This is a genomic window from Mucilaginibacter sp. GW822-FHT03E02 (assembly GCF_058801545.1).
The window spans coordinates 95,769-116,267 of record NZ_JBXANJ010000003.1 but is presented as its reverse complement, the minus strand read 5'-3'; the positions used below and the strand labels follow the sequence as shown (position 1 = coordinate 116,267).

The window sequence follows — 20,499 nt, the reverse complement described above, 5'->3', positions numbered from 1 at the left end:
GTTAAACAATATTAAATAAAATAATCCACTAAAACTATAGAGTACAACGATACTATCTTATTTACCTTTTTTGTTATAATAAAATTACAGTTTGCAGAAAAAAATGTAAAATCAGTGGATGTTAAGACGGAAAAAGGGGCGATATGATGTATTGTATTTCTTTTTATTGAAAAAAATCGCTGTTAATTGAATATACAATTGCGATAAAACCCGATATTTTTTGATATATCTTTATTTTTTATCCGAATGTCCAAGGTTTTTTTCGGGGTTGACCCTGTCGCGCACCAACTGCTTTAATTCTTTAATTTCGGGAAAACGGCTTTCTTTTTTCCTGTCAAAAATTACATCATCGTCAATAAAAACAGTATATCTGCCGCTTACTTCACTTGGGTGCAGCGTTACACCATAAATATCATCCGTAAAAGTGGTAAGCAGTTCCTGGGCCATATAAGCGGCCCGCATCATCCAGCCGCATTTGGGGCAATATTCAATAGTGACGGTTGGTTTCATTGTACCGATATCTTTTTCTCAATTATAAATCTGTCGTCGTTATGCGTACTTAACACATCAAGGTTATCGCCAACGGTAACAATCCCCACGCCCCGGTGTACCAGGTTTTGCCCAAAAAGGATCTTGTTATTTTTTAGGCGATAAGTAGCCAGTGTTTTCAACGGTTCTTTAGCTTTTACGCCCGTTTGCTGATCGATAGTGGTCATGATACAGCGGGCGCAGAGTTTAGCTCCGTAAAAATTGATACCGGCTATGGTAATATGGTTCATAACGTCCTCTTCAAATGCTGTTCCGCCTGCTAAAACGATATTTGGCCGAAACCTGTCCATGGGCAACGGTTCGGATAAACGGCTGTTCAGGTCATCAAGTGATGCTTGCCCGATAAGCAAAAAAGGGTAGGCATCAGCAAAAGAGGTGATCATGCCCGGTTGGGCATAGCGTTGGTCAACTTCACGTTCACTGTCGTCGGGCATATAAATCAGCCGGCAAGGAATACCCAATGTGGTGGTAAACCATTCGTCAAACTCATCGCTTACATAAACGCCCATACACGTATCATCCCAAATCACAACGTCATGTTTACTACTGGCATCGTATGCAAACGGAATCGTTATAGATCCGTTTGCATGATAAGAAACCAGCAAGCCATCGCTTTGTATGTTTACTTTGATCAGCGCCATCTGGGGGTGTTCCCTTTGGGTGAGAAACCTGTTTTGGCCATCAACCAGCATCCATCTCCTATCATATTTAAAACCGCGCGAGGTAACTTCGGCCGAAGTTACCGGAATACCGCCAAGAGACTTGATAGGGTAGATGAAGAGTTGGCTAATTTGAAGCATATAAGATTGTTGTGGCCTGGTAAAAATAAAGAATTTTGGCATGAATGCGAAGTCGGCTTAGTAGCAACTGCGGTAAATTTGGTTTATATAAAAAATATTTCAATCGATTGCTTTAGTTAATATTAATTGATAATATTGTTTTATCCAATTGAGAAACCATTACTTAATTTACTCATAACCAATTCGAGATTATGCCATTAAACAATGTAAGCGGCAGCGCCAAAGCCGGGAATACTTATGATGCTATTGTTATAGGTTCGGGCATCAGCGGCGGCTGGGCGGCTAAAGAACTAACAGGCAGGGGTTTAAAAACCATTATGCTTGAACGGGGCAGAAAGTTTGATCACATTAAAGATTATAAAACAGCGGCCAAAGATCCCTGGGACTTTGAGCATCGCGGCTCGGTAACGCAGGAGCAGCGGAAAGCCCGCCCGGTAATTTCACGTAACTGGGGCGCCCAGGAACCTATTATGGATTACTGGGTGAATGAGCAGGAAGCGCCTTATCACGAGGTTAAGCCGTTTAACTGGTGGCGATCATATCAAATGGGCGGCCGCTCTATTTTATGGGGGCGTCAAAGCTACCGCTGGAGCGATTTTGATTTTGAAGCCAATGCAAAAGATGGCTGGGCAATTGACTGGCCCATCCGTTATAAAGATCTGGCGCCATGGTATGACCACGTGGAGAAGTTTGCGGGTATAAGTGGGTCCTTGGAAGGATTGCCTCACTTACCTGACGGTCATTTTTTACCACCGATGGATATGAACTGGGTAGAAAGAGATGTAGCTGCCCGAATTAAAAAGAATTATAACGATACAAGGCATATGATCATAGGTCGTGTTGCCAACCTTACGGCCGCTATACCTGGCCGTACGCAATGCCAGTTCAGGAACAGGTGTTGGGAGGGCTGCCCCTTTGGGGGATATTTTAGTACGCAGTCATCTACCTTGCCTGCTGCTTTGGCAACAGGTAATTTGACGGTGAGGCCGTACAGCATTGTTACCCGGATATTATATGATAAAGACACGCAGAAAGCTAAAGGTGTAGAGGTATTGGATGCCGAAACCAACAAAACTTATGAATATTATGCCAAGGTTGTATTTGTTAATGCTTCTGCTTTAAACAGTGCGTGGGTATTGATGAATTCGGCCACCGACATCTGGCCTGATGGGTTGGGCAGCAGTAGTGGCGAACTGGGCCACAATATTATGGATCACCATTATAATTTGGGTGCATCGGGGACGGTTGAAGGGTTTGAAGATAAATATTACTATGGCCGCAGGGCCAATGGCATTTACGTAGTGCGTTTTGCCAATTTATTTGGCGATAAACGCGATTACCTGCGTGGTTTTGGTTACCAGGGCGCCGCAAGCCGCACCGGCTGGAGCCGTGAAATTGCCGAAATGAATATTGGTGCGCAATACAAAGATGCCATAACCGAACCTGGCGACTGGCAAATAGGTATAGGCGGATTTGGCGAACTACTGCCTTATCACGATAACAAGATCACCCTTGATAAAACCCGCAAGGACAAATGGGGCCTACCGATATTATCTATGGACGCCGTAATCAGGGATAACGAGATGAAGATGCGTGTAGATATTGTAAAAGAAGCTAAAGCAATGCTGGAAAGCGCCGGTGTTAAAAATGTAAAAACGCACGACAGAGGCCATAATATAGGCGATGGAATCCACGAAATGGGGACTGCACGTATGGGCCGCGATCCTAAAACATCGGTGCTAAATGAACATAACCAGGTTTGGGATGCCAAAAACGTATTTGTTACCGATGGGGCGGCCATGACATCGTCGGCCTGTCAAAACCCATCCCTAACTTATATGGCATTAACCGCCCGTGCCGCAAATTTTGCTGCGGATGAGTTGAAGAAAGGGAATATTTAATTGATTTGAAAATTTGAGGATTTGAAAAGCAATTTGAAGATTTGAGGATTTGAAAATTTGAGGATTGGAAAAGCAATTTGAAGATTTGAGGATTTGAAAATTTGAAGATGGATTGTTTGGTAGGATTTGTGTTGTAGGTGCTTTTTTGCATTGTAAATAATATGCAAAAATTGACTTTTGCACTAAAATACTTGCTGCCAAATTATCCATCTTTGCGTTATGGCAGAGGATTTAAACATAACCACATCAACCGATAAAACCGAACAATATACCACATTGCTACCCCAGATAGCAGCTTTGCTTGATGGCGAAACCGATTTAGTGGCTAACCTGGCCAATATCAGCGCAGCTTTAAAAGAGCAGTTTAATTGGTTTTGGGTCGGTTTTTATATGGTAAAAAACGACGAACTTGTTTTAGGCCCGTTTCAGGGGCCGGTGGCATGCACCCGTATTAAATTAGGCAAAGGCGTTTGCGGTGCGGCATGGGAGCAGGCCAAAACATTGATAGTGCCGGATGTTGAAGAATTTCCCGGGCATATTGCATGTAGTTCGCTTTCCCGGTCGGAGATTGTGGTGCCGGTTTTTAATAACGATTTAGCAGTAGGGGTGCTGGATGTTGACAGCGAATTGCTGGATCAGTTTGATGAAACCGATGCTTTGTTCCTGGAGCAAATAGTAAAGCTGATTAAATTTTAATGAGCCGGATTTATATCATTCCGGGCCTTGGTGCCGACACCCGGATTTATAAGAATATCGACTTGCACGACCATGAAGTTATCCCGATAAACTGGATAGAGCCCGGCAAAGCTGATACTTTAGCTTCGTACGCCCAAAAGCTTATATATCAATATAATATAAAACCTGATTCAATAGTGATTGGCAATTCGTTGGGAGGAATGCTCGCGGTAGAAATTGCCAAAATCGTGCCTATGAAAAAGGTGATCCTGATATCCAGTATCAAAACCAGTGATGAGGCGCCGGGCTATTTTAGCTTTTTCAGAAATGTGCCGATTCAAAAACTCGTTTCGGGCAAATTAATGACTTCGATGGGTTCTATGATCAGGCCGGTGTTCGGAAGGATGACGAAAGGTGATGCAACGGTGTTTATGGAGATGTTGAAAGGTACTTCACCGGTGTTTATCGAGTGGGCGATGGGGGCTATTTTAGCATGGAAAAATGACATTATTCCACCAAATACCTACCACATTACCGGCGATAAAGATTTGGTTTTCGATTACAAAAAAATAAAGGGTGCCACCATTGTAAAAGGCGGTACGCACATTATGATTTTTGATAAAGCAGCAGAAATAAACAAATTATTAAAACCAATCCTCCATCAGCAATGAAACTAAATGAGGACTATTACCTCGGGAATGATGTGGTTGCCATCAGTAAAAACCTGCTTGGCAAGTACTTATTTACCTGTATTGATGGTGTAATAACCGGAGGTTATATTGTTGAAACAGAAGCTTATAATGGAATTGTTGACAAAGCCTCTCATTCCTTCGGCAACCGGATAACTCCCCGTACCAAAACCATGTTTATGAAAGGCGGTATCGCCTACGTCTACCTGTGCTATGGCATTCATGAGATGTTTAATATAGTAACTAATGTTGAGGGTACACCCCATGCTATACTTATCCGTGCAATAAACCCTGCGGAAGGTATTGAGGCCATGCAGGTTAGGCGCAATATGCCCATACTTAAGCCCACTATTACTGCGGGGCCAGGCTCGGTGGCTAAGGCATTAGGTATCTCCCGCAATATCAACGCGATAAGCTTGCAAAGCGATACCATTTGGATAGAGGACCGCGGTCTTAGTTTTACAGATGAACAAATTGCTATCGGCCCCCGTATTGGTGTAAGTTATGCTGGCGAAGATGCTTTTTTACCTTATCGGTTTTATGTGAAAGGCAATAAATACGTGAGTAAACCCAATAAATAACCCGGTTTAAAATGCCTTTTTTGTAATATTGGGCGATGAATTACCAAAACAGCTTAGCATTTGCAATTGAACAGGACGAACTCGATCCACTAAAAGAGTTCAGAGATCGTTTTTTGATTCCGAAACATAAGGGAAAGGATGCCATTTACCTTTGTGGTAATTCCCTTGGCCTTCAGCCAAAATCTGCAGCTCAATATGTGGCCGATCAAATGGCAAACTGGCAAAACCTTGCGGTTGAGGGTTGGTTCCAGGGAAATGATCCCTGGCTGGAGTACCACAAGCCGCTTGCCAGGTCGATAGCAAGCATAGTAGGTGCAAATGAAAATGAAGTTGCTGTTATGAATTCGCTTACAGTAAATCTTCACTTATTGATGGTAAGTTTCTATAAGCCAGATAATAAAAAATTTAAAATCATCATGGAAGGCGGCGCTTTTCCGTCAGATCAGTATGCCATGGAAAGCCAGGTTAAGTTTCATGGCCTTGATCCTAAAAATGCTGTTATCGAGATTTTTCCGCGTGAAGGCGAAGTAACACTACGTATCGAAGATATCTTAAATTGCATCAATGAACACGGTGATGAATTAGCTTTAGTAATGTTTAGTGGAATAAACTATTACACAGGACAGTTTTTTGATTTACCGGCCATAACTAAGGCTGCACATAATGCCGGCGCCTATGCCGGGTTCGATTTGGCGCATGCTGCCGGAAACGTGCCGTTGAAGCTGCACGAGTGGGGAGCCGATTTTGCCTGCTGGTGTTCGTATAAATACATGAATTCCGGCCCGGGAGGCATTAGCGGGATATTTGTGCATCAAAAACATTTTAAAGATAAGGAAATGAACCGCTTTGCCGGTTGGTGGGGCTATCGTGCCGATAAACGCTTTTTGATGGCCCCGGGCTTCGATCCGGCATCAGGTGCCGATGGCTGGCAGGTGAGCACCAGCCCCATAATCCTTTTGACTTTGTTTAAGGCCTCTATGGCGATTTTTGACGATGTGGGCGACATTGATATCCTTCGTAAGAAAAGCGTTGCGCTAACGGGCTATTTGGAGTTTCTGATCGGGGAGATTAATAAAGGGCTTAATGGCAGTGTTTTTAACATCATTACGCCGGTAGATGAAACTATGCGGGGTTGCCAGCTATCGGTAGTTTGCAACCAAAATGCCAAAGCAATTTTTAAATACCTGGCCGACAATGGTGTAATTGGTGACTGGCGTGAACCGGATGTGATTCGTTTAAGCCCGGTTCCATTATACAATTCTTTCCAGGACGTTTATCATACAGCAAAACACCTGGCAAGTGCCTTCGAAGCTGTAAAATAGATTATTGACATATGGTTTATTACAATCCCAAAGAGTGGTTTTCTTTTATTTTTAAGCTTAATAAAGCCGATACCCTGCGCGAACTTCTGCCACTGATAATTGCAGTTAGCGCCTATGCAGGGGTGGTTATTTATTTACTGATAGATTTTTGGCACCTGCCAGATAGCAGCCTGCTCAAAAAAGTGAGTTTTGTACACCAAACTGTAGGGTTTGTATTATCGCTATTGCTCGCGTTCCGGATTAATTCGGCTTATGACCGTTGGTGGGAAGGCAGGAAAGTATGGGGCAGCCTGACAAATAGCAGCCGTAACCTGGCTATAAAACTTAAATTCCTGATTGGCGAAGATGAATGGGCGTTTTTCAACTACCTAATTCCGTTTTATGCAAGAGTGTTACGAAATCATCTTCGGGATATTTATATACCAGAAGAACAGGCCTTCGTTGTTATTGATGCAGAGAAACATGTGCCTAACCAGGTGGCATCTGTTATTATCGGACGTATTTATGGGCTTAATAAACAGGGGCTTATAAACCCGGAGCAATTATTTAGTATAACTACCGAAATTACTTCATTTACAGATATTTGTGGTGCTTGCGAGCGAATCAGGAAAACCCCTATACCGTTCTCATACAATGTATTTATCAAGAAGTTCATCTTTACTTATATCATGACGCTTCCATTTACATGGGGATTTGAGATGAAATATCTTGCCATACCCATTATTGGTTTTGTATTATTCGTTTTTGCCAGCATTGAGTTATTGGCCGAAGAAATAGAAGACCCGTTTGGATACGATGCCAATGACCTTCCCCTGGATAATATTTGCGAAAATATCCAGAAACACGTAGGGGAGATCCTGGGTTAAATAATATGTTTAAGATAGCCTACGACCCGATATACGCTCATCCGTTGCCCGAAGGACATCGTTTCCCGATGCTGAAGTATGAACTGATTCCTGCACAGCTACTACATGAAGGACTTGTTAAACCCGACGATATTTTCTCCCCGGGACTGTTATCGGATGATATTATAATCAAAACCCATGATAAAGACTACTGGAAACAACTTCGCGATTTAAAACTCCCCCAAAAAGAGCAGCGGCGAATAGGCTTCCCTTTATCAGCACGACTGATTGAGCGTGAAGTAAGAATCGCTAAAGGGACTATTGATGGTTGTTTATCAGCCTTAAAAAATAACCGGATTGCGTTTAACGTAGCCGGGGGCACACACCATGCCGGCACAAACTGGGGCGAGGGTTTCTGCATGTTGAATGACCAGGCTATTGCAGCTAACTATTTGTTATATAGTAATTTATCTAAATCTATCTTAATTATTGATTTAGATGTGCACCAAGGCAATGGCACCGCGCAGATATTTGAAAAAGAAGCCAGGGTATTCACATTTTCGATGCATGGCGATAAAAATTTCCCTTTCAGAAAAGAACGATCTGATCTTGATATTCCATTAGCCGATGGGGCTGGAGATGAAGAATACCTGGATATCTTACATAAAACACTCCCAAAGTTAATCAGTACACATAAACCGGACTTTGTTTTTTACTTGTCGGGTGTTGACATTTTGAGTACCGACAAACTGGGCAAGTTATCCCTTAGCAAAGATGGCTGTAAAAAACGCGACAGATTTGTTTTTGAACAATGTATCAACAATAATTTACCGGTACAGGTAAGCATGGGAGGCGGCTATTCGCCACAGATCAAAGATATCGTGGATGCACATTGTAATACTTTTAAGGCAGCAATCGATTTGTATTTTTAATCTTTTGCAGGTATCGGTATCGTTATATCCCTATGCCGTTTACTGATCAAATTGAACCTGAAAAAAAGCAGCACAGAGGCAATAGCCAGGCCCAGCACAAGCCCGTACCAAACCCCATAAACGCCCATTTTTAATTTTACGCCAAGCAAGTAACCAATTGGCAAACCACCTACCCAATAAGCCAGAAAGGTGATAAACGTGGGAATATTTACATCGCCCATTCCTCTTAATACGCCCAGGCCAACAACCTGCGTTCCATCAAAAAGCTGAAAAAAGGCCGCTATGATCAGTAATTGCGAAGCTATGATGATAACGTCTTTGTCGGAGGTTATAATCCAGGGTAAATAATTTCGACCAACAGCAAAAATAACCGCTGTTATACCCATCAATATCAACACGATATGATAATTAGATATAGCTGCAAGTCGCAGGTTTTTGTGATCGTTAACGCCAAAATAATTGCCCGATTTTATCGCTGCAGCGGCTGATACGCCAGTGGCCATCATATAGGTAGCCGAGGCCAGGTTAAGCGCAACCAAATGTGCGGCTTGCTGGTTTACGCCGATGGTACCTATTAAAATAGATGCGCCGCCAAATGCGCTAACCTCAAAAATGTACTGCAGGGCGACCGGAGCACCAATTTTCAAGATTTGCAAACCACGCAGGCGATCGATATTTTTGACGGCAAAACTTTTTAAATAACCTTTAAATATGGGGGATTTAAATACATAAAACGACATTACAATTGCCATCACACAACGATCAATCAGTGTGCTGTAACCAACTCCTTTTATTCCCATAGGATGAATACCGAACAGGCCTTTAACAAATATGATCCCCAGGCAGATATTGATTACATTGCCCCAAATAGATATTTTCATGGCCTGTTTGGTAAAACCCAAACCCTCTGCAAATTGCTTAAACGTGTTAAAAATAAGCAGCGGAATAATTGACAGACTTAACAAGAAAAGATAAGGTGTGGCCGCTTTTACAACTGATGGTGCCTGCCCGAGATGGCCAATTAACGGCAACGTACCAAAATATATGGCCGAAAACAAGACAATGCCGGTCAGGAGGTTTAACATTAAGCTATTTGACAGTAATAAACCACATTCCTTAAAATCCTTGCGCGCATTATTTTGCGCGATGAGCGGGGTTAAGCCATATGATATTCCCATACCAACAACAAGCGGTATCATAAACAAGCTGTTTACCAACGAAACCGCGGCTAATGAAACTTTATTTGTAAAATGGCCAATGATGATTGAGTCGGATATCTGAACCATAATATGGCCAAGTTGCGATATCATTACCGGGATGGCCAGCTTTAAACTCTCGCTGTAAAATGGGCGGTATTTATGGTATATGGCTTTCATTACTTATTTGCAGGGGTGCAAAAGTAAGGATTGAAGGCGACAAAGAACGAACTAACAAGCTGTATAATATTCCTCTTTTTCGGTTGTATTAATCCGGATAAGCCCCGAAAGTATCAGATCAACTAAAATACGTTGGGTGCGTCGCCGCCCCATTTTCAGTAGTTCACTGCACTCTTTTATCGTGATCCGGTTGGATTTTTCCAGGTGACTTAGAAGCGTTTTTTCATTATCTGAATATTCTATTAAAACTCCCTGGTCAGCCGATGACCTTTTAAGCACTTCCAGTACAATTTTACTGGCTAATACACTTTTATCTTTTACCCTCACGTAAGCCCACCATTTACCGTCATCGGCAAGGGCATAGTGCGGTTTAAGGTCGCTTGGCGGCGTGTCTACTACCAAAACCAATTTATCGTCAACATAAATTTCTTCAAAAGTAGGCTCCAGTGCAGGCCTGATGAACATGTGGGCGGCCCGCGTAATCATGTAACGCTCTTCATCTTCGGATTTTACGCCTTTTATGGTGCCATCGTCAGCTACGCCAATTAATAATTTGCCGCCTTTGTTATTGGCAAACGATACCATAGTTCTGGCTATCTTTTCGCAGCTGGTAATAGTTTTTTTAAAGTCGAGCTTAACACCCTCGCCCTCAAAAATCAGTTTTTTTATATTCATTATAAGCTCCGGTTCCTTAAACTAATTATTGAGGTTTTATGTAAGGTGTAAATATTTCCATCCAGTTTTGGGGCTTACTTAATTGCGAAAAACCAAACTGTCCGTATAAGCCATGAGCATCCGCTGTAGCTAACGACCAACGTCTTAATCCTTGTAAATCAGGATGTTTAACGATGGTTTGCATTAGCCATTTCGACAGGTCTTTTTTCCTGAATTCGCGTAAAATAAATACATCGCAAAGGTAAGCAAAAGTGGCTTTGTCTGTAATAACCCGCGCAAACCCGGCAAATGCGGTATGACTGTAAACGCCAAAGCACATAGAGTTTTCGATAGCATTTTCAAGTCGTTGCCGCGGAATCCCTTGCGCCCAATAGGAGTGGTTATTTAAATAGCTGTATATAAGCTCAATATCCAACAGTTTTTTGTCTGTTGATATCATAAAGCCTTTTTCAATAAAAGGCTTATCATCAATAAAAGTAGTCATCAGCTAAAATTATAAATTCTGATCGATAAAATCGAGGTTCCGCACATAAACCTCATTCATTAATGAAACACATATTTCACCATGTTTATTATAAATGTCAATAGGGTGGTGGCCCGTGTATTTTCCGGTACTCTTCAATATGTCCTCAGCCTCAGCTATTTCAGCCTCGCCTAAGATGATTTTAAAACGCAAATCGGTTGAACCAGGCTTTAAATACTGTATAGTAGATGATTTTGACCATACCCTTAAACGATAACCTTTTTTGATAAACACCTGGTGAAATAACAGCGGATAAAACGGATCGGCGGCAGCGAAAATCGTGCCTCCAAAAATGGAGTTATTATAATTTTTGTTTAAAAAACTCTTTTTAATTTTTACTTCCACCCCTTTAAAATCTTTGTCAAATTGCACAACCCAAATTCGTTGGAAAAGGAGGGGAGGGTAAATGCGCATTGCCCATTTTAACAGGCTTTCGGATACGACCATATTTTTAAATATCTGAATTTTATGGCAAAATAGTTCAATTATAAGACGAAAAATGTCAATTAATTTTAACTTATTTCACAAAAAAGTACAACTATTTTCAACTAATGCGCAAACTTGTTTAAACAATGTAACACTTATCGGGTTAATAAGTATGTTCATTAAAAACGACACACACTATTAAATCAATAACTATGAAAAAGCAAATTTTAAGTTTCGCATTAGTCGCGGCCATGGTAGGTTCAATTGCAACAGGATGTAGTTCAACCAAAGACGCCAGCAAATCTGACACTACAAAGATGGATTCAAGTTCTAACACAACCCCGGCAGCAACCGACACTGCAAAAAAAGATACTTCTAAAAAGCAGTAATTACCCGTTAAGTTTTACCATAAGGATTACGGGATTTTCATAGCAAACCCCGTAATCCTTATGGTATTTTCATTACACTTTTATTGAAATTCAGCCTATTTAAAATGCCGTTTTTATGACCCCTCCGTCGGCCCTTAAAGTAGCGCCGTTGGTAGCGGCCGAAAGCGGGCTGGCCACATAAGTTACCAAGCTGGCAATTTCATCGGGCGTTATAAAACGTTTAATGAGGGATGTACCCCGCATGCTGGTGAAAAACTCCTTTTCAATTTCAGCTTCCGTTAGCCCCTGGTCGTTGGCCAGCGTAGTGATAAAATCGCCAACACCTTCAGATAGCGTTGGTCCGGGCAATACCGAATTCACCGTAACGGCAGTGCCTTTAGTCATTTCGGCTAATCCGCGGGCAATTGCTATTTGAGCTGTTTTGGTCATGCCGTAATGAATCATCTCGGCGGGAATTTGCAGCGCCGACTCACTCGAAATAAAAATGATACGCCCCCAGTTTTTGGCTATCATTTTATCAAAATAAGCGCGAGACAAGCGTACGCCGCTCAGTACATTTACTTCGTAAAATTTAAACCAGTCTTCATCAGTAATTGCCGAAAATTCTTTCGGTTCAAAAATGCCTACGTTGTTTACCAGGATGTCAACCTCTGGTAGTTGAGTCAGCAGGTTTTGAATTTGCTGTTTATCCGAAAAGTCGGCAGCGATGCCTTTGATGTTTTTGTTGCCGGTTTCGTTGCTCAGTTTATGAGCAACTGCATCAACTTTATGTTGATCGCGGCCATTGATATATACCTGGGCGCCTTCGTTGGCTAATGATTTGGCAATGGCATGGCCGATGCCTGCAGTTGACCCGGTTACCAAAGCAACCTTGCCCTTAAGTTGTAGATCCATAGGTTTTGTGTTTTTTTGAATTACCCCGCAAGATTAATACCTGCTTTCAGAATCGCAATTTTTTAAACTAAAAGATTAAAGGGCCCTGACAAAGGCATATGTTTATGACATAATTGTGGTTTGTTTTAAATAAAGCCACATCTCACCGCCATTTACCACAAATCTGGGGTGTTTCACCACATAAATCATAAGGTATCTGTTTGGTTAGTTTATTTTGAAATACAGTTGCTGGTAGGGGATAAGAGGGGTGGAGCCGTTTGGTGAAACAGTCAACGACTCTCCTAAAAATAAAACAGAAACGTGGGTGTCAGTAAAACGGCACCCCGCTTTACTTGTAGCCAGTTTAAGGGCAAACGCATTTAATTGGGTTAACATAACTTAACACATTTCAGAAATTGAATTTTTAATTAACTGATAATCAATATTTTATAATTTTTCATGGTTAACACTATTCGAACCGGTAATATTTAACAAAAGTATTTTTAATACACCATCCCAGTTAATCATCGAGCCATACAACAATTCTTAAATTTCTTACCGCTTTTACAGGGACACGGAGCATTTCTGCCAATTTTCCCTTTCATTGGTGTCACCGGAGTTGTTTTCATTTTTCCCAGTTCCTCCTGGTGTGCCGCTTCCAGCTCAGGATCGGGCTGCCAGGGCTCATTCAGGTAAATTAATGCATCGATAAGATGCGAGCTGGCTGAATAGGCTCCGAGGCCGAGCCAGGCGTTGGATTTACAAAGATATTTTCTGAGCCGGGCATAGGTACTCCAGTTCTGCAGAATCCCTGTTATTGGTCACGACATAGCTTAAACCGAAATCTGAAGCGAAAGAAGTAGCGAGCGACTTTATGGTTCCCTCTCTTCGGGATGCCTCGTTTAATTTGACCATGTGAGCAACAATGTTCTTGCGTGATTCGCCTGACCAGTCCAGTAAGTGGAAAATAATATCCGTTGTCCTTGGATCATTGGCCGTTTTAATGGCCTTTATAAACAAGTCGAATTGCGGATCCTTCCAGCGGTTAAGAATGGGATCATCTTTTTCGGGTAGCAGGTGCAAGATCCCGGTCTTATAAGGGTAATAGTTTCGGTCGATGATCTTACCAAAATCTGTTTCAATCGAAACAAAATCGAAACCATCCCGCGGCCAGAGCTTCTGATCGAGGTGATAGCCCAGGTAAACCAGTTCTTCATCCGCTCGAAAATAGTCCATTAGCCTGGTTCTTTGTCGCACGTAGTATAAAAAATCATAAGGATCTTTCAGGTAATGAACGAGCAATTCCAAGTCGAACGCAGAAACAAACAGGGGATAGGGGTCTTCCGGCTTTTTAGATAGCAAGATATGAATTTGATGCGCTAGCGTGGGGTAATTCTCTGTAGTAAGTCCCATGATGTAGGCTTCCTTGATCGCATCAGGCAAAACGATTTCTTCACCGTCGGCATTTACAAACTTGGCCTTTCGTTTAAATAGAGCGTCACGGGATAGAAGCCCTAGTCGTAAGCATCCTGAACAGCACCCTTAAAATCCTTGCATAGTTGTTCAAAATCTCCGCGTTTAGAGTTCAGCGTCAGTTTTTTGGATTTGACCTGGACACACAATGCTTTGTCGCCCAATATGCAAAGGACATCAATATCGGTTTCCCTTTGTCCTTTTTTGATTTCGATCAGCACGGACCGATAGGTATTGTCTTTGCCGAAAACCTGAGACAATAATTCATAAGCAATCTCTTCGCCGACATCCCCGCGGTGTTTAGCATATTGTAGTAACCAGGCCCTTTATAGGCCTCGTTGCACGCCGGGGAAAAAGAAAAATTTGTAAGGAAGTGGGCTACTGCGTCAGCGTCGATTTCGGCAAGATCAGAAGGCCGTATAATAAACAGCTCCAGAAGGTTCTGGTAAAATGCTTTCCAACCTTCACTGCTGTCATTCGATGTAAAGTCAGGATCAGGGAATAGTGCCCTGTACCGGTAAAAGCTTGCAACTATCAACTGCTGCCGTTCTATCTCGTCGATCCTCTCTTTTGAATATGCTTTCTTCAGTTTCTTACGTGCTTTTGCCGCCACGGTCGGGAATATTTCGCGGATGTCAGTTGGTAGTACTTTTTCGGACCTTTTTTTAGCAATTTTCTTGATGGTACTTACGATTTCTCGGGTTGAAGCAATGTCAAATTCTTTATTTTCCAATAACCATTCCCGGTCATATTTATATTTTGCATCAAGGTAATCCATATATTGGAAGTCATATACGCCGTCACCCGCGTAAAACATCGGTTCGATCATGCTGCCGTCTTTTGCGAAAAAGTCCGTCCGTTCCTGCCGGTTATCTTCAAAGACTTCGTCTTTCTCTTGTCTTTCCATCATCTCCCTGAGTTTGGCGAATTGCAGAGTATTGAAAGATATATGAAGTTCTTCCATCAATGCGTAAGTTTTCTCTTTTTTTTCGAAGGCTTCTTCCGATGTCTGGGGAAAACTGTAATCAATTTCTTCTTGAGCCAGGAAGCCGATTATTAAGGAACATTCTTTAACGCTAAGCTTTGCCCTGTGATCGACTTCATGGATTTTATTCATCTCTACATGGAAATCTTCGTAAAGAATAAGACAAAGCGAATAGATGTAACCTGGAGTGTGGATGAGAGCTTTAATATCTGCAAGGATCACCTGTGAATTTCTTAACATATAATGAACCGGTTTAAGTCTTATAAAGATAGTTGTATTATATGTGTACAACAACTACACGTTGAAAAAGGCCCTTAGATGTATTTTATATATTATGTAAATTTTGTTACGAACAATTCACTTGGGCGAAATAATCTTATGATACAAACCGACCAAGCAGGTTTTAATATTTTTTAAATATTACATAATTAACATTATGTTAAATAAGAATATCAAAAAGAAAGGCTTTTTAAGCCTTCCCTCTTTCAATTACTTTATTGCGTCTAACTGAGCTTTTATCTTTGTTGCATTTGCATCATCCTTTACGCCCAGGTAATAAGTGCGTAAGTTTGTTAATGCGTCAACAGATTTTGGATTCAAATCAGCAGCTTTTACCAAATATGGTTTTGCTGCTTCAAATTGCGCCTTGGCTTTTGCAATAGCGGCGTCGTATTCTTTTTGTTTGTTAGCTGGCAGTTTATTAGCGGCGTTGTAATCGTCAATCGCCGGGTTGATGATAACGTAACCTAAATTTAAGTTTGCTTCAAAATAGTTAGGATCGATTTCTAACGCTTTTTTGTACATTTCCGCAGCTTTGTTATAATTCTCAACTTTGCTTGCCTGTAATTTAGCTTTTGTGGCAGCGTCTTTTGCTTTGGCTTGATCTCTGCCAATTGCTTCTGCCGTTTGCGAATATGTTAAACCAGCATAGTAATACAGCGTTTTGTTTTTAGGATCTGCTGCTAAAGCAGTTTGAATTTTTTCTAATACTTCTTTTTCTTTGCCTGTTTGCAGGCTTATTTCAATTTCCCTTTTACGTAAATCTGCATTATTAGGGTATTTTGCGACACCCTCTGTAACTGTTTTAAGCGCGTTTGCAGTATCTGCGTTTAACAAATAAACAGATGAAAGATCAAGGTACACACCTTGTACCTTTGAAAATTTAGTTGTTACCAGCTTGGTGTAGTTTGATATGGCTGCAGGGTAATTTTTTGAGTTTGCTGCTGATAAGCCAGTGTAATAAATAGCGTTGGTATCTTCGGGCAATATGGTACGGTAATAATCAAACGATTTATAGGCAAGGTCATACTTACCGCTTCCGTATTCAGCAACGCCTTTTGTAAGCTGGTATTGGGCTAAATTTAAGTTGCCTGTTTCAATAAGCTGTTTGTTTTCGCCTTTGGTGTCCAGTTCTTTAGCCTTTTTTAAGGCTTCTTCGGCAGTTGTAAACAACGGTAACGACGTAGCGGCTACCGAATCCTGGTTGGCATAGGTAGAGTAAATAACACCCTTCAGTGCGTAAGTAAGCGGCAATGTTGCTGTTTTTTCATTAGCGGCCGCTTTGTCGATAGAAGTGCGTGCAGTGGTTAAACTTGCTTTGGCCAAAGGTGTGCCCCTTAAGCCTTCATACTTTTCATATTCTGATTTGGCAGTGTTCAATTCGCCTTTTTGCGCAAACGTTGTTGCGGAAACTAAGCCCAGCAGGCCCGCCATCAAAAGTTTGATTTTCATGTTTTATTAGTTAGTTAGCTGTTTTAATTTATTGTTTATTTTGTCAAGTTGATCTTTGTTATTGGTTTTAGCACATACAATTTGCAAAGCCTGTAAACCTTTCACATTGCCCGGCGATATTTCATTGGCCTTTTCGAGCCATTGAATAGCCATACCAATATTTCTGTCGCTCTCCCCCTCCTGCTTTGTTAAAGCACTTTGCTTTAAGTACAACAAACCCAGGTTAAATGCCGGATCGTAAGCCGAGCCATTTAGCTCAATAGTATGTAAATAAAGCGATTCGGCCTGGTCGTATTTGTTCAGATGATCGTAGCAATTGGCGGCTACGAATGCAATATCGGCGTTATTTGAATTAATATCAAGTAGTTGGGCAATTAATGGCTCTAATGATTTATAATCCTTTAAATTATTGTAGATATTGGCTTCATCCAGCAACAAAAACCTGTCATTGGGTACAAGTTTCCGGCCTTTTTTGAGTATTTGAAGCGCTTTGGCCGTATCGCCTAATGATTTGTAAATGCCCGATGCGGTTTCAATGTATTCGGTACGGGTACTATCAACAGCCAACAGGTTGCTGTAATATTTAGCCGCATCAACCAAATTGCCCATTTTATTATTGGCATAGGCTATGTAATCATTAACAGGTTTAAAATTCGGCGCATATTTTTTAGCATTTTCAAATGCCTGCCTGCCGTTGGCAAAATCAGAATTATTTACAAACTCAAAACCCTTCCTGATGTATGTATTAGCCAGGCACCGCTTTACATAGTCCATTTCAGGCTGATAGTTGTATATCTTGCTTTTGGCCGAGAGTTTGTCGGTAAGATCTGATGTCTGCGCCAATAACGTTGCAGGCTGCCCAAGCGTATTGGCAGAATCGATAAATAAAATACTTGCGTTGATTAATGCCCGGTAGGTATTCTTGGCTAAATCTGCTGAATCTGATTTGGTAACTACCAGGCTATCTGCCGATTTTTTTGCTGCCCGCAAATATTTCAAATCTTTATTTTGCTTATAGAAAGCCAGGTTATTAACTACAACTTTAAGCGCTTCGGATTGTGCGAAGGCAAAAGTTGTAGTCATGAATGGTATTAAAACCGATAAAACAATTTTACGGCACTGCATATTTGTTATTCAGTTGGTGGTTCGTCAGTTTTTGATTCTTCGCTGCTTTCGGTTGCCTCGTTTTCATCGGCTGCACCTGCTTCTGCATTTTCATCAATTTCCTTCTCTTCATCCTCGTCGTGCTCAATTTTAGCAACCGAAGCAATCTCATCGTTACCCTTAAGGGTAATCAAACGTACACCCTGTGTAGCCCTGCCCATTGTGCGCAGTTCGCTCACGGCGATACGGATAATAATGCCCGATTTGTTGATAATCATCAAATCTTCTTTATCTGTAACACCTTTTATGGCAACAAGGTTTCCTGTTTTTTCGGTAATATTTAAAGTTTTTACACCTTTACCGCCACGGTTGGTTACCCTGTAGTCGTCAATATCGGTACGTTTACCATAACCTTTTTCTGATACTACCAGTACGGTTGTCTCGCTGTCGTTAATGCTGATCATACCAACAACCTCATCTGTTTCGTCATCCAAAGTAATACCACGAACGCCGGTTGCGGTACGGCCCATTGGCCTTACTGTCGACTCGTTAAAGCGGATAGCCCTGCCCGATTTAAGCGCCATTACAATTTCGCTGCTACCGGTAGTCAAGGTTGCTTCTAATAAGGAGTCGCCTTCGTTAATGTTAATGGCATTGATACCATTGGCACGCGGACGAGAGTATGCTTCTAAAGAAGTTTTCTTGATGGTACCTTTTTTGGTACACATGATAATAAAGTTATTCTCCAGGTAATCCTTATCCTTAAGGCTAATCAGCTTAATGTAAGCTTTAATGTTCTCCTCTTTAGGGATATTAATGATATTCTGGATGGCACGTCCTTTTGAGGTACGTGTTCCTTCCGGAATTTCAAATACACGTAACCAGTAACACTGGCCCGATTCGGTAAAGAACAGCATGTAGTTGTGGTTGGATGCAACAAGCAGATGCTCAATAAAATCAGCATCGCGGCTATTACTGCCAATTGAACCTTTACCACCCCTGCCCTGGCGGCGATATTCGGTTAAAGGCGTACGTTTAATGTAACCTTCGCGCGATATGGTGATCACCACATCTTCATCCTCAATAAAGTCCTCAGTCTGCATTTCGGCAGATGAGTGAACCATTTCGGTGCGGCGCTCGTCTCCGTATTTCTCTTTAATCTCTAACAGTTCATCTTTAATGATCTGCATCCTTAAACCTTCATCGGCCAAGATAGATTTCAAGTGCTCAATCAGTTTCATTAAGGCTGCGTATTCATCTTTGATCTTATCACGCTCAAGTCCGGTTAACCTGCGGAGCGTCATATCCAAAATTGCGCGGGCCTGGATATCTGATAAGCCAAACTGGGCAATCAATCCTTCCCTTGCTTCATCAGGCGTTTGTGATGCACGAATCAGGCGGATAACTTCATCCAAATGATCTAACGCTATCAATAAGCCCTCTAAAATGTGGGCGCGTTTTTCGGCCTCCGAAAGTTCAAATTTGGTACGGCGGATAACAACCTCGTGCCTGTGCTCCACAAAGTGGTGTATTAGGTCTTTCAGGTTAAGCATCATCGGGCGGCCATTAACCAGCGCGATATTGTTTACACTAAATGATGTTTGTAACGCGGTGTATTTAAACAGGTTATTCAGTACGATAGCTGCATTAGCTTCGCGTTTTATTTCATAAACTATGCGGATACCTTCCCTGCTCGATTCATCACGGATTGCAGAAATGCCCTCCAGTTTTTTATCGTTCACCAGTTCGGCAGTACGCTCAATCATCAGTGCCTTGTTTACCTGGTAAGGTACTTCGGTAACAATAATGCGCTCCCTGTCATTACCATGGGTCTCAATCTCGGCCCTTGAGCGGATAACTATCCTGCCCCTGCCTGTCTCTAACGCTTCACGCGGGCCTTCAAAACCGTAGATGATACCACCTGTCGGAAAATCCGGACCTTTTACATATTTCATCAGCTCGGTAACCTCTATCTGGCGGTTATCAATTAACGCCATAGTGGCGTCAATAACCTCCGATAAATTGTGCGGCGCCATATTGGTGGCCATACCCACTGCGATACCCGAAGCGCCGTTAACCAACAGGTTAGGGAATTTGGCAGGTAAAACGGTTGGCTCCTGTAACGAGTCGTCGAAGTTTAATTGAAAATCGATGGTATCTTTGTTGATGTCGGCCAGCATCTCTTCGGCAAGCTTTTGTAAGCGGGCCTCGGTATAACGCATCGCTGCCGGCTCATCCCCATCTATCGAACCATAGTTACCTTGTCCTTCTACCAGTAAGTAACGCAGGCTCCACTCCTGGGCCATACGTACCATGGTATCGTAAACAGATTTATCACCGTGAGGGTGATATTTACCCATTACCTCGCCCACAATACGGGCCGATTTTTTGTAGGGCTTGTTGTTATTTAAGCCCAAATCAAGCATGCCAAATAAAACACGCCTGTGTACGGGTTTCAGTCCGTCGCGGACATCGGGCAGCGCCCTGGAAACAATCACCGACATTGAATAATCAATGTATGCCGATCGCATTTCCTCATCAATATTTATCGAAATTATTCTGTCTTCTTTGCTTGAATTATCGTCAGCCATTTTTATTTATTTGTAGAACCTTCTCTCTGTTTTTCGTGTTAAAAATTGATTTTTAAACG

At 41.9% G+C, this 20,499-nt stretch carries 21 protein-coding genes; 8 read left to right on the top strand and 13 right to left on the bottom strand.

Annotated features, from left to right (window positions below; all coding sequences use genetic code 11):
- Positions 1 to 231: 231 nt before the first annotated feature.
- Together AC1RM2_RS33010 and AC1RM2_RS33005 are read right to left on the bottom strand one after the other, a co-directional pair.
- Positions 232 to 510, bottom strand: coding sequence for an Rdx family protein (locus tag AC1RM2_RS33010; protein ID WP_492989389.1), 279 nt, complete (start codon positions 508 to 510; stop codon positions 232 to 234).
- The gene (locus tag AC1RM2_RS33005; RefSeq protein WP_492989388.1) at positions 507 to 1,349 is read right to left on the bottom strand and encodes an MOSC domain-containing protein; all 843 of its coding nucleotides are present in this window, start codon (positions 1,347 to 1,349) and stop codon (positions 507 to 509) included. The genes AC1RM2_RS33010 and AC1RM2_RS33005 overlap by 4 nt, the downstream gene beginning before the upstream one ends.
- A 191-nt stretch (positions 1,350 to 1,540) precedes the next feature.
- Between AC1RM2_RS33005 and AC1RM2_RS33000 the strand changes: the two genes are divergently transcribed.
- The 7 genes from AC1RM2_RS33000 (at position 1,541) to AC1RM2_RS32970 (ending at position 8,294) form a co-directional block, all read left to right on the top strand.
- The gene (locus AC1RM2_RS33000; RefSeq protein WP_492989387.1) at positions 1,541 to 3,250 is read left to right on the top strand and encodes a GMC oxidoreductase; all 1,710 of its coding nucleotides are present in this window, start codon (positions 1,541 to 1,543) and stop codon (positions 3,248 to 3,250) included.
- A 219-nt stretch (positions 3,251 to 3,469) separates the two neighbouring features.
- Positions 3,470 to 3,946 carry a GAF domain-containing protein gene (locus tag AC1RM2_RS32995; RefSeq protein ID WP_492989386.1) on the top strand — a complete coding sequence of 159 codons (477 nt, stop codon included), beginning with the start codon at positions 3,470 to 3,472 and terminating at the stop codon, positions 3,944 to 3,946.
- Positions 3,946 to 4,596, top strand: a complete 651-nt coding sequence (locus AC1RM2_RS32990; protein WP_492989385.1) for an alpha/beta hydrolase — start codon at positions 3,946 to 3,948, stop codon at positions 4,594 to 4,596. Before AC1RM2_RS32995 ends, AC1RM2_RS32990 begins: the two co-directional genes overlap by 1 nt.
- On the top strand, positions 4,593 to 5,195 hold the full coding sequence (locus tag AC1RM2_RS32985; protein ID WP_492989384.1) for a DNA-3-methyladenine glycosylase: 603 nt from the start codon (positions 4,593 to 4,595) through the stop codon (positions 5,193 to 5,195). The genes AC1RM2_RS32990 and AC1RM2_RS32985 overlap by 4 nt, the downstream gene beginning before the upstream one ends.
- A gap of 35 nt (positions 5,196 to 5,230) precedes the next feature.
- Positions 5,231 to 6,517, top strand: a complete 1,287-nt coding sequence (kynU, locus tag AC1RM2_RS32980) for a kynureninase (RefSeq protein WP_492989383.1) — start codon at positions 5,231 to 5,233, stop codon at positions 6,515 to 6,517.
- 11 nt (positions 6,518 to 6,528) lie between these two features.
- Positions 6,529 to 7,383 (top strand): bestrophin family protein, encoded by an 855-nt coding sequence (locus AC1RM2_RS32975; RefSeq protein WP_492989382.1) that lies wholly within the window; start codon positions 6,529 to 6,531, stop codon positions 7,381 to 7,383.
- 5 nt (positions 7,384 to 7,388) lie between these two features.
- Complete coding sequence (locus AC1RM2_RS32970) at positions 7,389 to 8,294, top strand: histone deacetylase family protein (protein WP_492989381.1); 906 nt, start codon at positions 7,389 to 7,391, stop codon at positions 8,292 to 8,294.
- Here AC1RM2_RS32970 and AC1RM2_RS32965 read toward each other — a convergent pair.
- Genes AC1RM2_RS32965 through AC1RM2_RS32950 form a run of 4 tightly spaced genes read right to left on the bottom strand, consistent with a single transcriptional unit; the run spans position 8,291 to position 11,315 of the window.
- Entirely contained in the window at positions 8,291 to 9,670 is a 1,380-nt protein-coding gene (locus AC1RM2_RS32965; protein ID WP_492989380.1) for an MATE family efflux transporter, read from the bottom strand. The two genes, AC1RM2_RS32970 and AC1RM2_RS32965, sit on opposite strands and share 4 nt — an antisense overlap.
- Positions 9,671 to 9,721: 51 nt before the next feature.
- Entirely contained in the window at positions 9,722 to 10,345 is a 624-nt protein-coding gene (locus AC1RM2_RS32960) for an AlbA family DNA-binding domain-containing protein (protein ID WP_492989379.1), read from the bottom strand.
- Between the two features lie 25 nt (positions 10,346 to 10,370).
- Positions 10,371 to 10,829 (bottom strand): GNAT family N-acetyltransferase, encoded by a 459-nt coding sequence (locus AC1RM2_RS32955; protein ID WP_492989378.1) that lies wholly within the window; start codon positions 10,827 to 10,829, stop codon positions 10,371 to 10,373.
- Between the two features lie 9 nt (positions 10,830 to 10,838).
- Positions 10,839 to 11,315 (bottom strand): DUF4442 domain-containing protein, encoded by a 477-nt coding sequence (locus AC1RM2_RS32950; RefSeq protein ID WP_492989377.1) that lies wholly within the window; start codon positions 11,313 to 11,315, stop codon positions 10,839 to 10,841.
- A 191-nt stretch (positions 11,316 to 11,506) separates the two neighbouring features.
- On the opposite strand from AC1RM2_RS32950, the gene AC1RM2_RS32945 reads away from it, so the two are divergent.
- A complete protein-coding gene (locus tag AC1RM2_RS32945; protein ID WP_492989376.1) occupies positions 11,507 to 11,683 on the top strand; it encodes a coproporphyrinogen III oxidase in 177 nt (58 codons plus the stop codon).
- A 99-nt stretch (positions 11,684 to 11,782) separates the two neighbouring features.
- Here the strand turns inward: AC1RM2_RS32945 and AC1RM2_RS32940 are convergent, their stop codons facing one another.
- The 7 genes from AC1RM2_RS32940 to gyrA form a co-directional block, all read right to left on the bottom strand.
- On the bottom strand, positions 11,783 to 12,577 hold the full coding sequence (locus AC1RM2_RS32940) for an SDR family NAD(P)-dependent oxidoreductase (protein ID WP_492989375.1): 795 nt from the start codon (positions 12,575 to 12,577) through the stop codon (positions 11,783 to 11,785).
- Positions 12,578 to 13,080: 503 nt separating this feature from the next.
- A complete protein-coding gene (locus AC1RM2_RS32935) occupies positions 13,081 to 13,161 on the bottom strand; it encodes an SEC-C metal-binding domain-containing protein (RefSeq protein ID WP_492989507.1) in 81 nt (26 codons plus the stop codon).
- A 154-nt stretch (positions 13,162 to 13,315) separates the two neighbouring features.
- Complete coding sequence (locus AC1RM2_RS32930) at positions 13,316 to 13,969, bottom strand: hypothetical protein (protein WP_492989374.1); 654 nt, start codon at positions 13,967 to 13,969, stop codon at positions 13,316 to 13,318.
- A 274-nt stretch (positions 13,970 to 14,243) separates the two neighbouring features.
- A complete protein-coding gene (locus tag AC1RM2_RS32925) occupies positions 14,244 to 15,254 on the bottom strand; it encodes a hypothetical protein (RefSeq protein ID WP_492989373.1) in 1,011 nt (336 codons plus the stop codon).
- Positions 15,255 to 15,503: 249 nt separating this feature from the next.
- On the bottom strand, positions 15,504 to 16,745 hold the full coding sequence (locus AC1RM2_RS32920; RefSeq protein WP_492989372.1) for a tetratricopeptide repeat protein: 1,242 nt from the start codon (positions 16,743 to 16,745) through the stop codon (positions 15,504 to 15,506).
- 6 nt (positions 16,746 to 16,751) lie between these two features.
- A complete protein-coding gene (locus tag AC1RM2_RS32915) occupies positions 16,752 to 17,828 on the bottom strand; it encodes a tetratricopeptide repeat protein (protein ID WP_492989371.1) in 1,077 nt (358 codons plus the stop codon).
- A 47-nt stretch (positions 17,829 to 17,875) separates the two neighbouring features.
- Complete coding sequence (gene gyrA / locus AC1RM2_RS32910) at positions 17,876 to 20,440, bottom strand: DNA gyrase subunit A (RefSeq protein ID WP_492989370.1); 2,565 nt, start codon at positions 20,438 to 20,440, stop codon at positions 17,876 to 17,878.
- Positions 20,441 to 20,499 lie beyond the last annotated feature (59 nt).

Excerpts from the sequence above, each read along its gene's own strand:
- AC1RM2_RS33010 (WP_492989389.1), bottom strand. The coding sequence starts at position 510 with ATGAAACCAACCGTCACTATTGAATATTGCCCCAAATGCGGCTGGATG.
- AC1RM2_RS33005 (WP_492989388.1), bottom strand. The coding sequence starts at position 1,349 with ATGCTTCAAATTAGCCAACTCTTCATCTACCCTATCAAGTCTCTTGGC.
- AC1RM2_RS33000 (WP_492989387.1), top strand. The coding sequence starts at position 1,541 with ATGCCATTAAACAATGTAAGCGGCAGCGCCAAAGCCGGGAATACTTAT.
- AC1RM2_RS32995 (WP_492989386.1), top strand. The coding sequence starts at position 3,470 with ATGGCAGAGGATTTAAACATAACCACATCAACCGATAAAACCGAACAA.
- AC1RM2_RS32990 (WP_492989385.1), top strand. The coding sequence starts at position 3,946 with ATGAGCCGGATTTATATCATTCCGGGCCTTGGTGCCGACACCCGGATT.
- AC1RM2_RS32985 (WP_492989384.1), top strand. The coding sequence starts at position 4,593 with ATGAAACTAAATGAGGACTATTACCTCGGGAATGATGTGGTTGCCATC.
- kynU (WP_492989383.1), top strand. The coding sequence starts at position 5,231 with ATGAATTACCAAAACAGCTTAGCATTTGCAATTGAACAGGACGAACTC.
- AC1RM2_RS32975 (WP_492989382.1), top strand. The coding sequence starts at position 6,529 with ATGGTTTATTACAATCCCAAAGAGTGGTTTTCTTTTATTTTTAAGCTT.
- AC1RM2_RS32970 (WP_492989381.1), top strand. The coding sequence starts at position 7,389 with ATGTTTAAGATAGCCTACGACCCGATATACGCTCATCCGTTGCCCGAA.
- AC1RM2_RS32965 (WP_492989380.1), bottom strand. The coding sequence starts at position 9,670 with ATGAAAGCCATATACCATAAATACCGCCCATTTTACAGCGAGAGTTTA.
- AC1RM2_RS32960 (WP_492989379.1), bottom strand. The coding sequence starts at position 10,345 with ATGAATATAAAAAAACTGATTTTTGAGGGCGAGGGTGTTAAGCTCGAC.
- AC1RM2_RS32955 (WP_492989378.1), bottom strand. The coding sequence starts at position 10,829 with ATGACTACTTTTATTGATGATAAGCCTTTTATTGAAAAAGGCTTTATG.
- AC1RM2_RS32950 (WP_492989377.1), bottom strand. The coding sequence starts at position 11,315 with ATGGTCGTATCCGAAAGCCTGTTAAAATGGGCAATGCGCATTTACCCT.
- AC1RM2_RS32945 (WP_492989376.1), top strand. The coding sequence starts at position 11,507 with ATGAAAAAGCAAATTTTAAGTTTCGCATTAGTCGCGGCCATGGTAGGT.
- AC1RM2_RS32940 (WP_492989375.1), bottom strand. The coding sequence starts at position 12,577 with ATGGATCTACAACTTAAGGGCAAGGTTGCTTTGGTAACCGGGTCAACT.
- AC1RM2_RS32935 (WP_492989507.1), bottom strand. The coding sequence starts at position 13,161 with ATGAAAGGGAAAATTGGCAGAAATGCTCCGTGTCCCTGTAAAAGCGGT.
- AC1RM2_RS32930 (WP_492989374.1), bottom strand. The coding sequence starts at position 13,969 with ATGGGACTTACTACAGAGAATTACCCCACGCTAGCGCATCAAATTCAT.
- AC1RM2_RS32925 (WP_492989373.1), bottom strand. The coding sequence starts at position 15,254 with ATGTTAAGAAATTCACAGGTGATCCTTGCAGATATTAAAGCTCTCATC.
- AC1RM2_RS32920 (WP_492989372.1), bottom strand. The coding sequence starts at position 16,745 with ATGAAAATCAAACTTTTGATGGCGGGCCTGCTGGGCTTAGTTTCCGCA.
- AC1RM2_RS32915 (WP_492989371.1), bottom strand. The coding sequence starts at position 17,828 with ATGACTACAACTTTTGCCTTCGCACAATCCGAAGCGCTTAAAGTTGTA.
- gyrA (WP_492989370.1), bottom strand. The coding sequence starts at position 20,440 with ATGGCTGACGATAATTCAAGCAAAGAAGACAGAATAATTTCGATAAAT.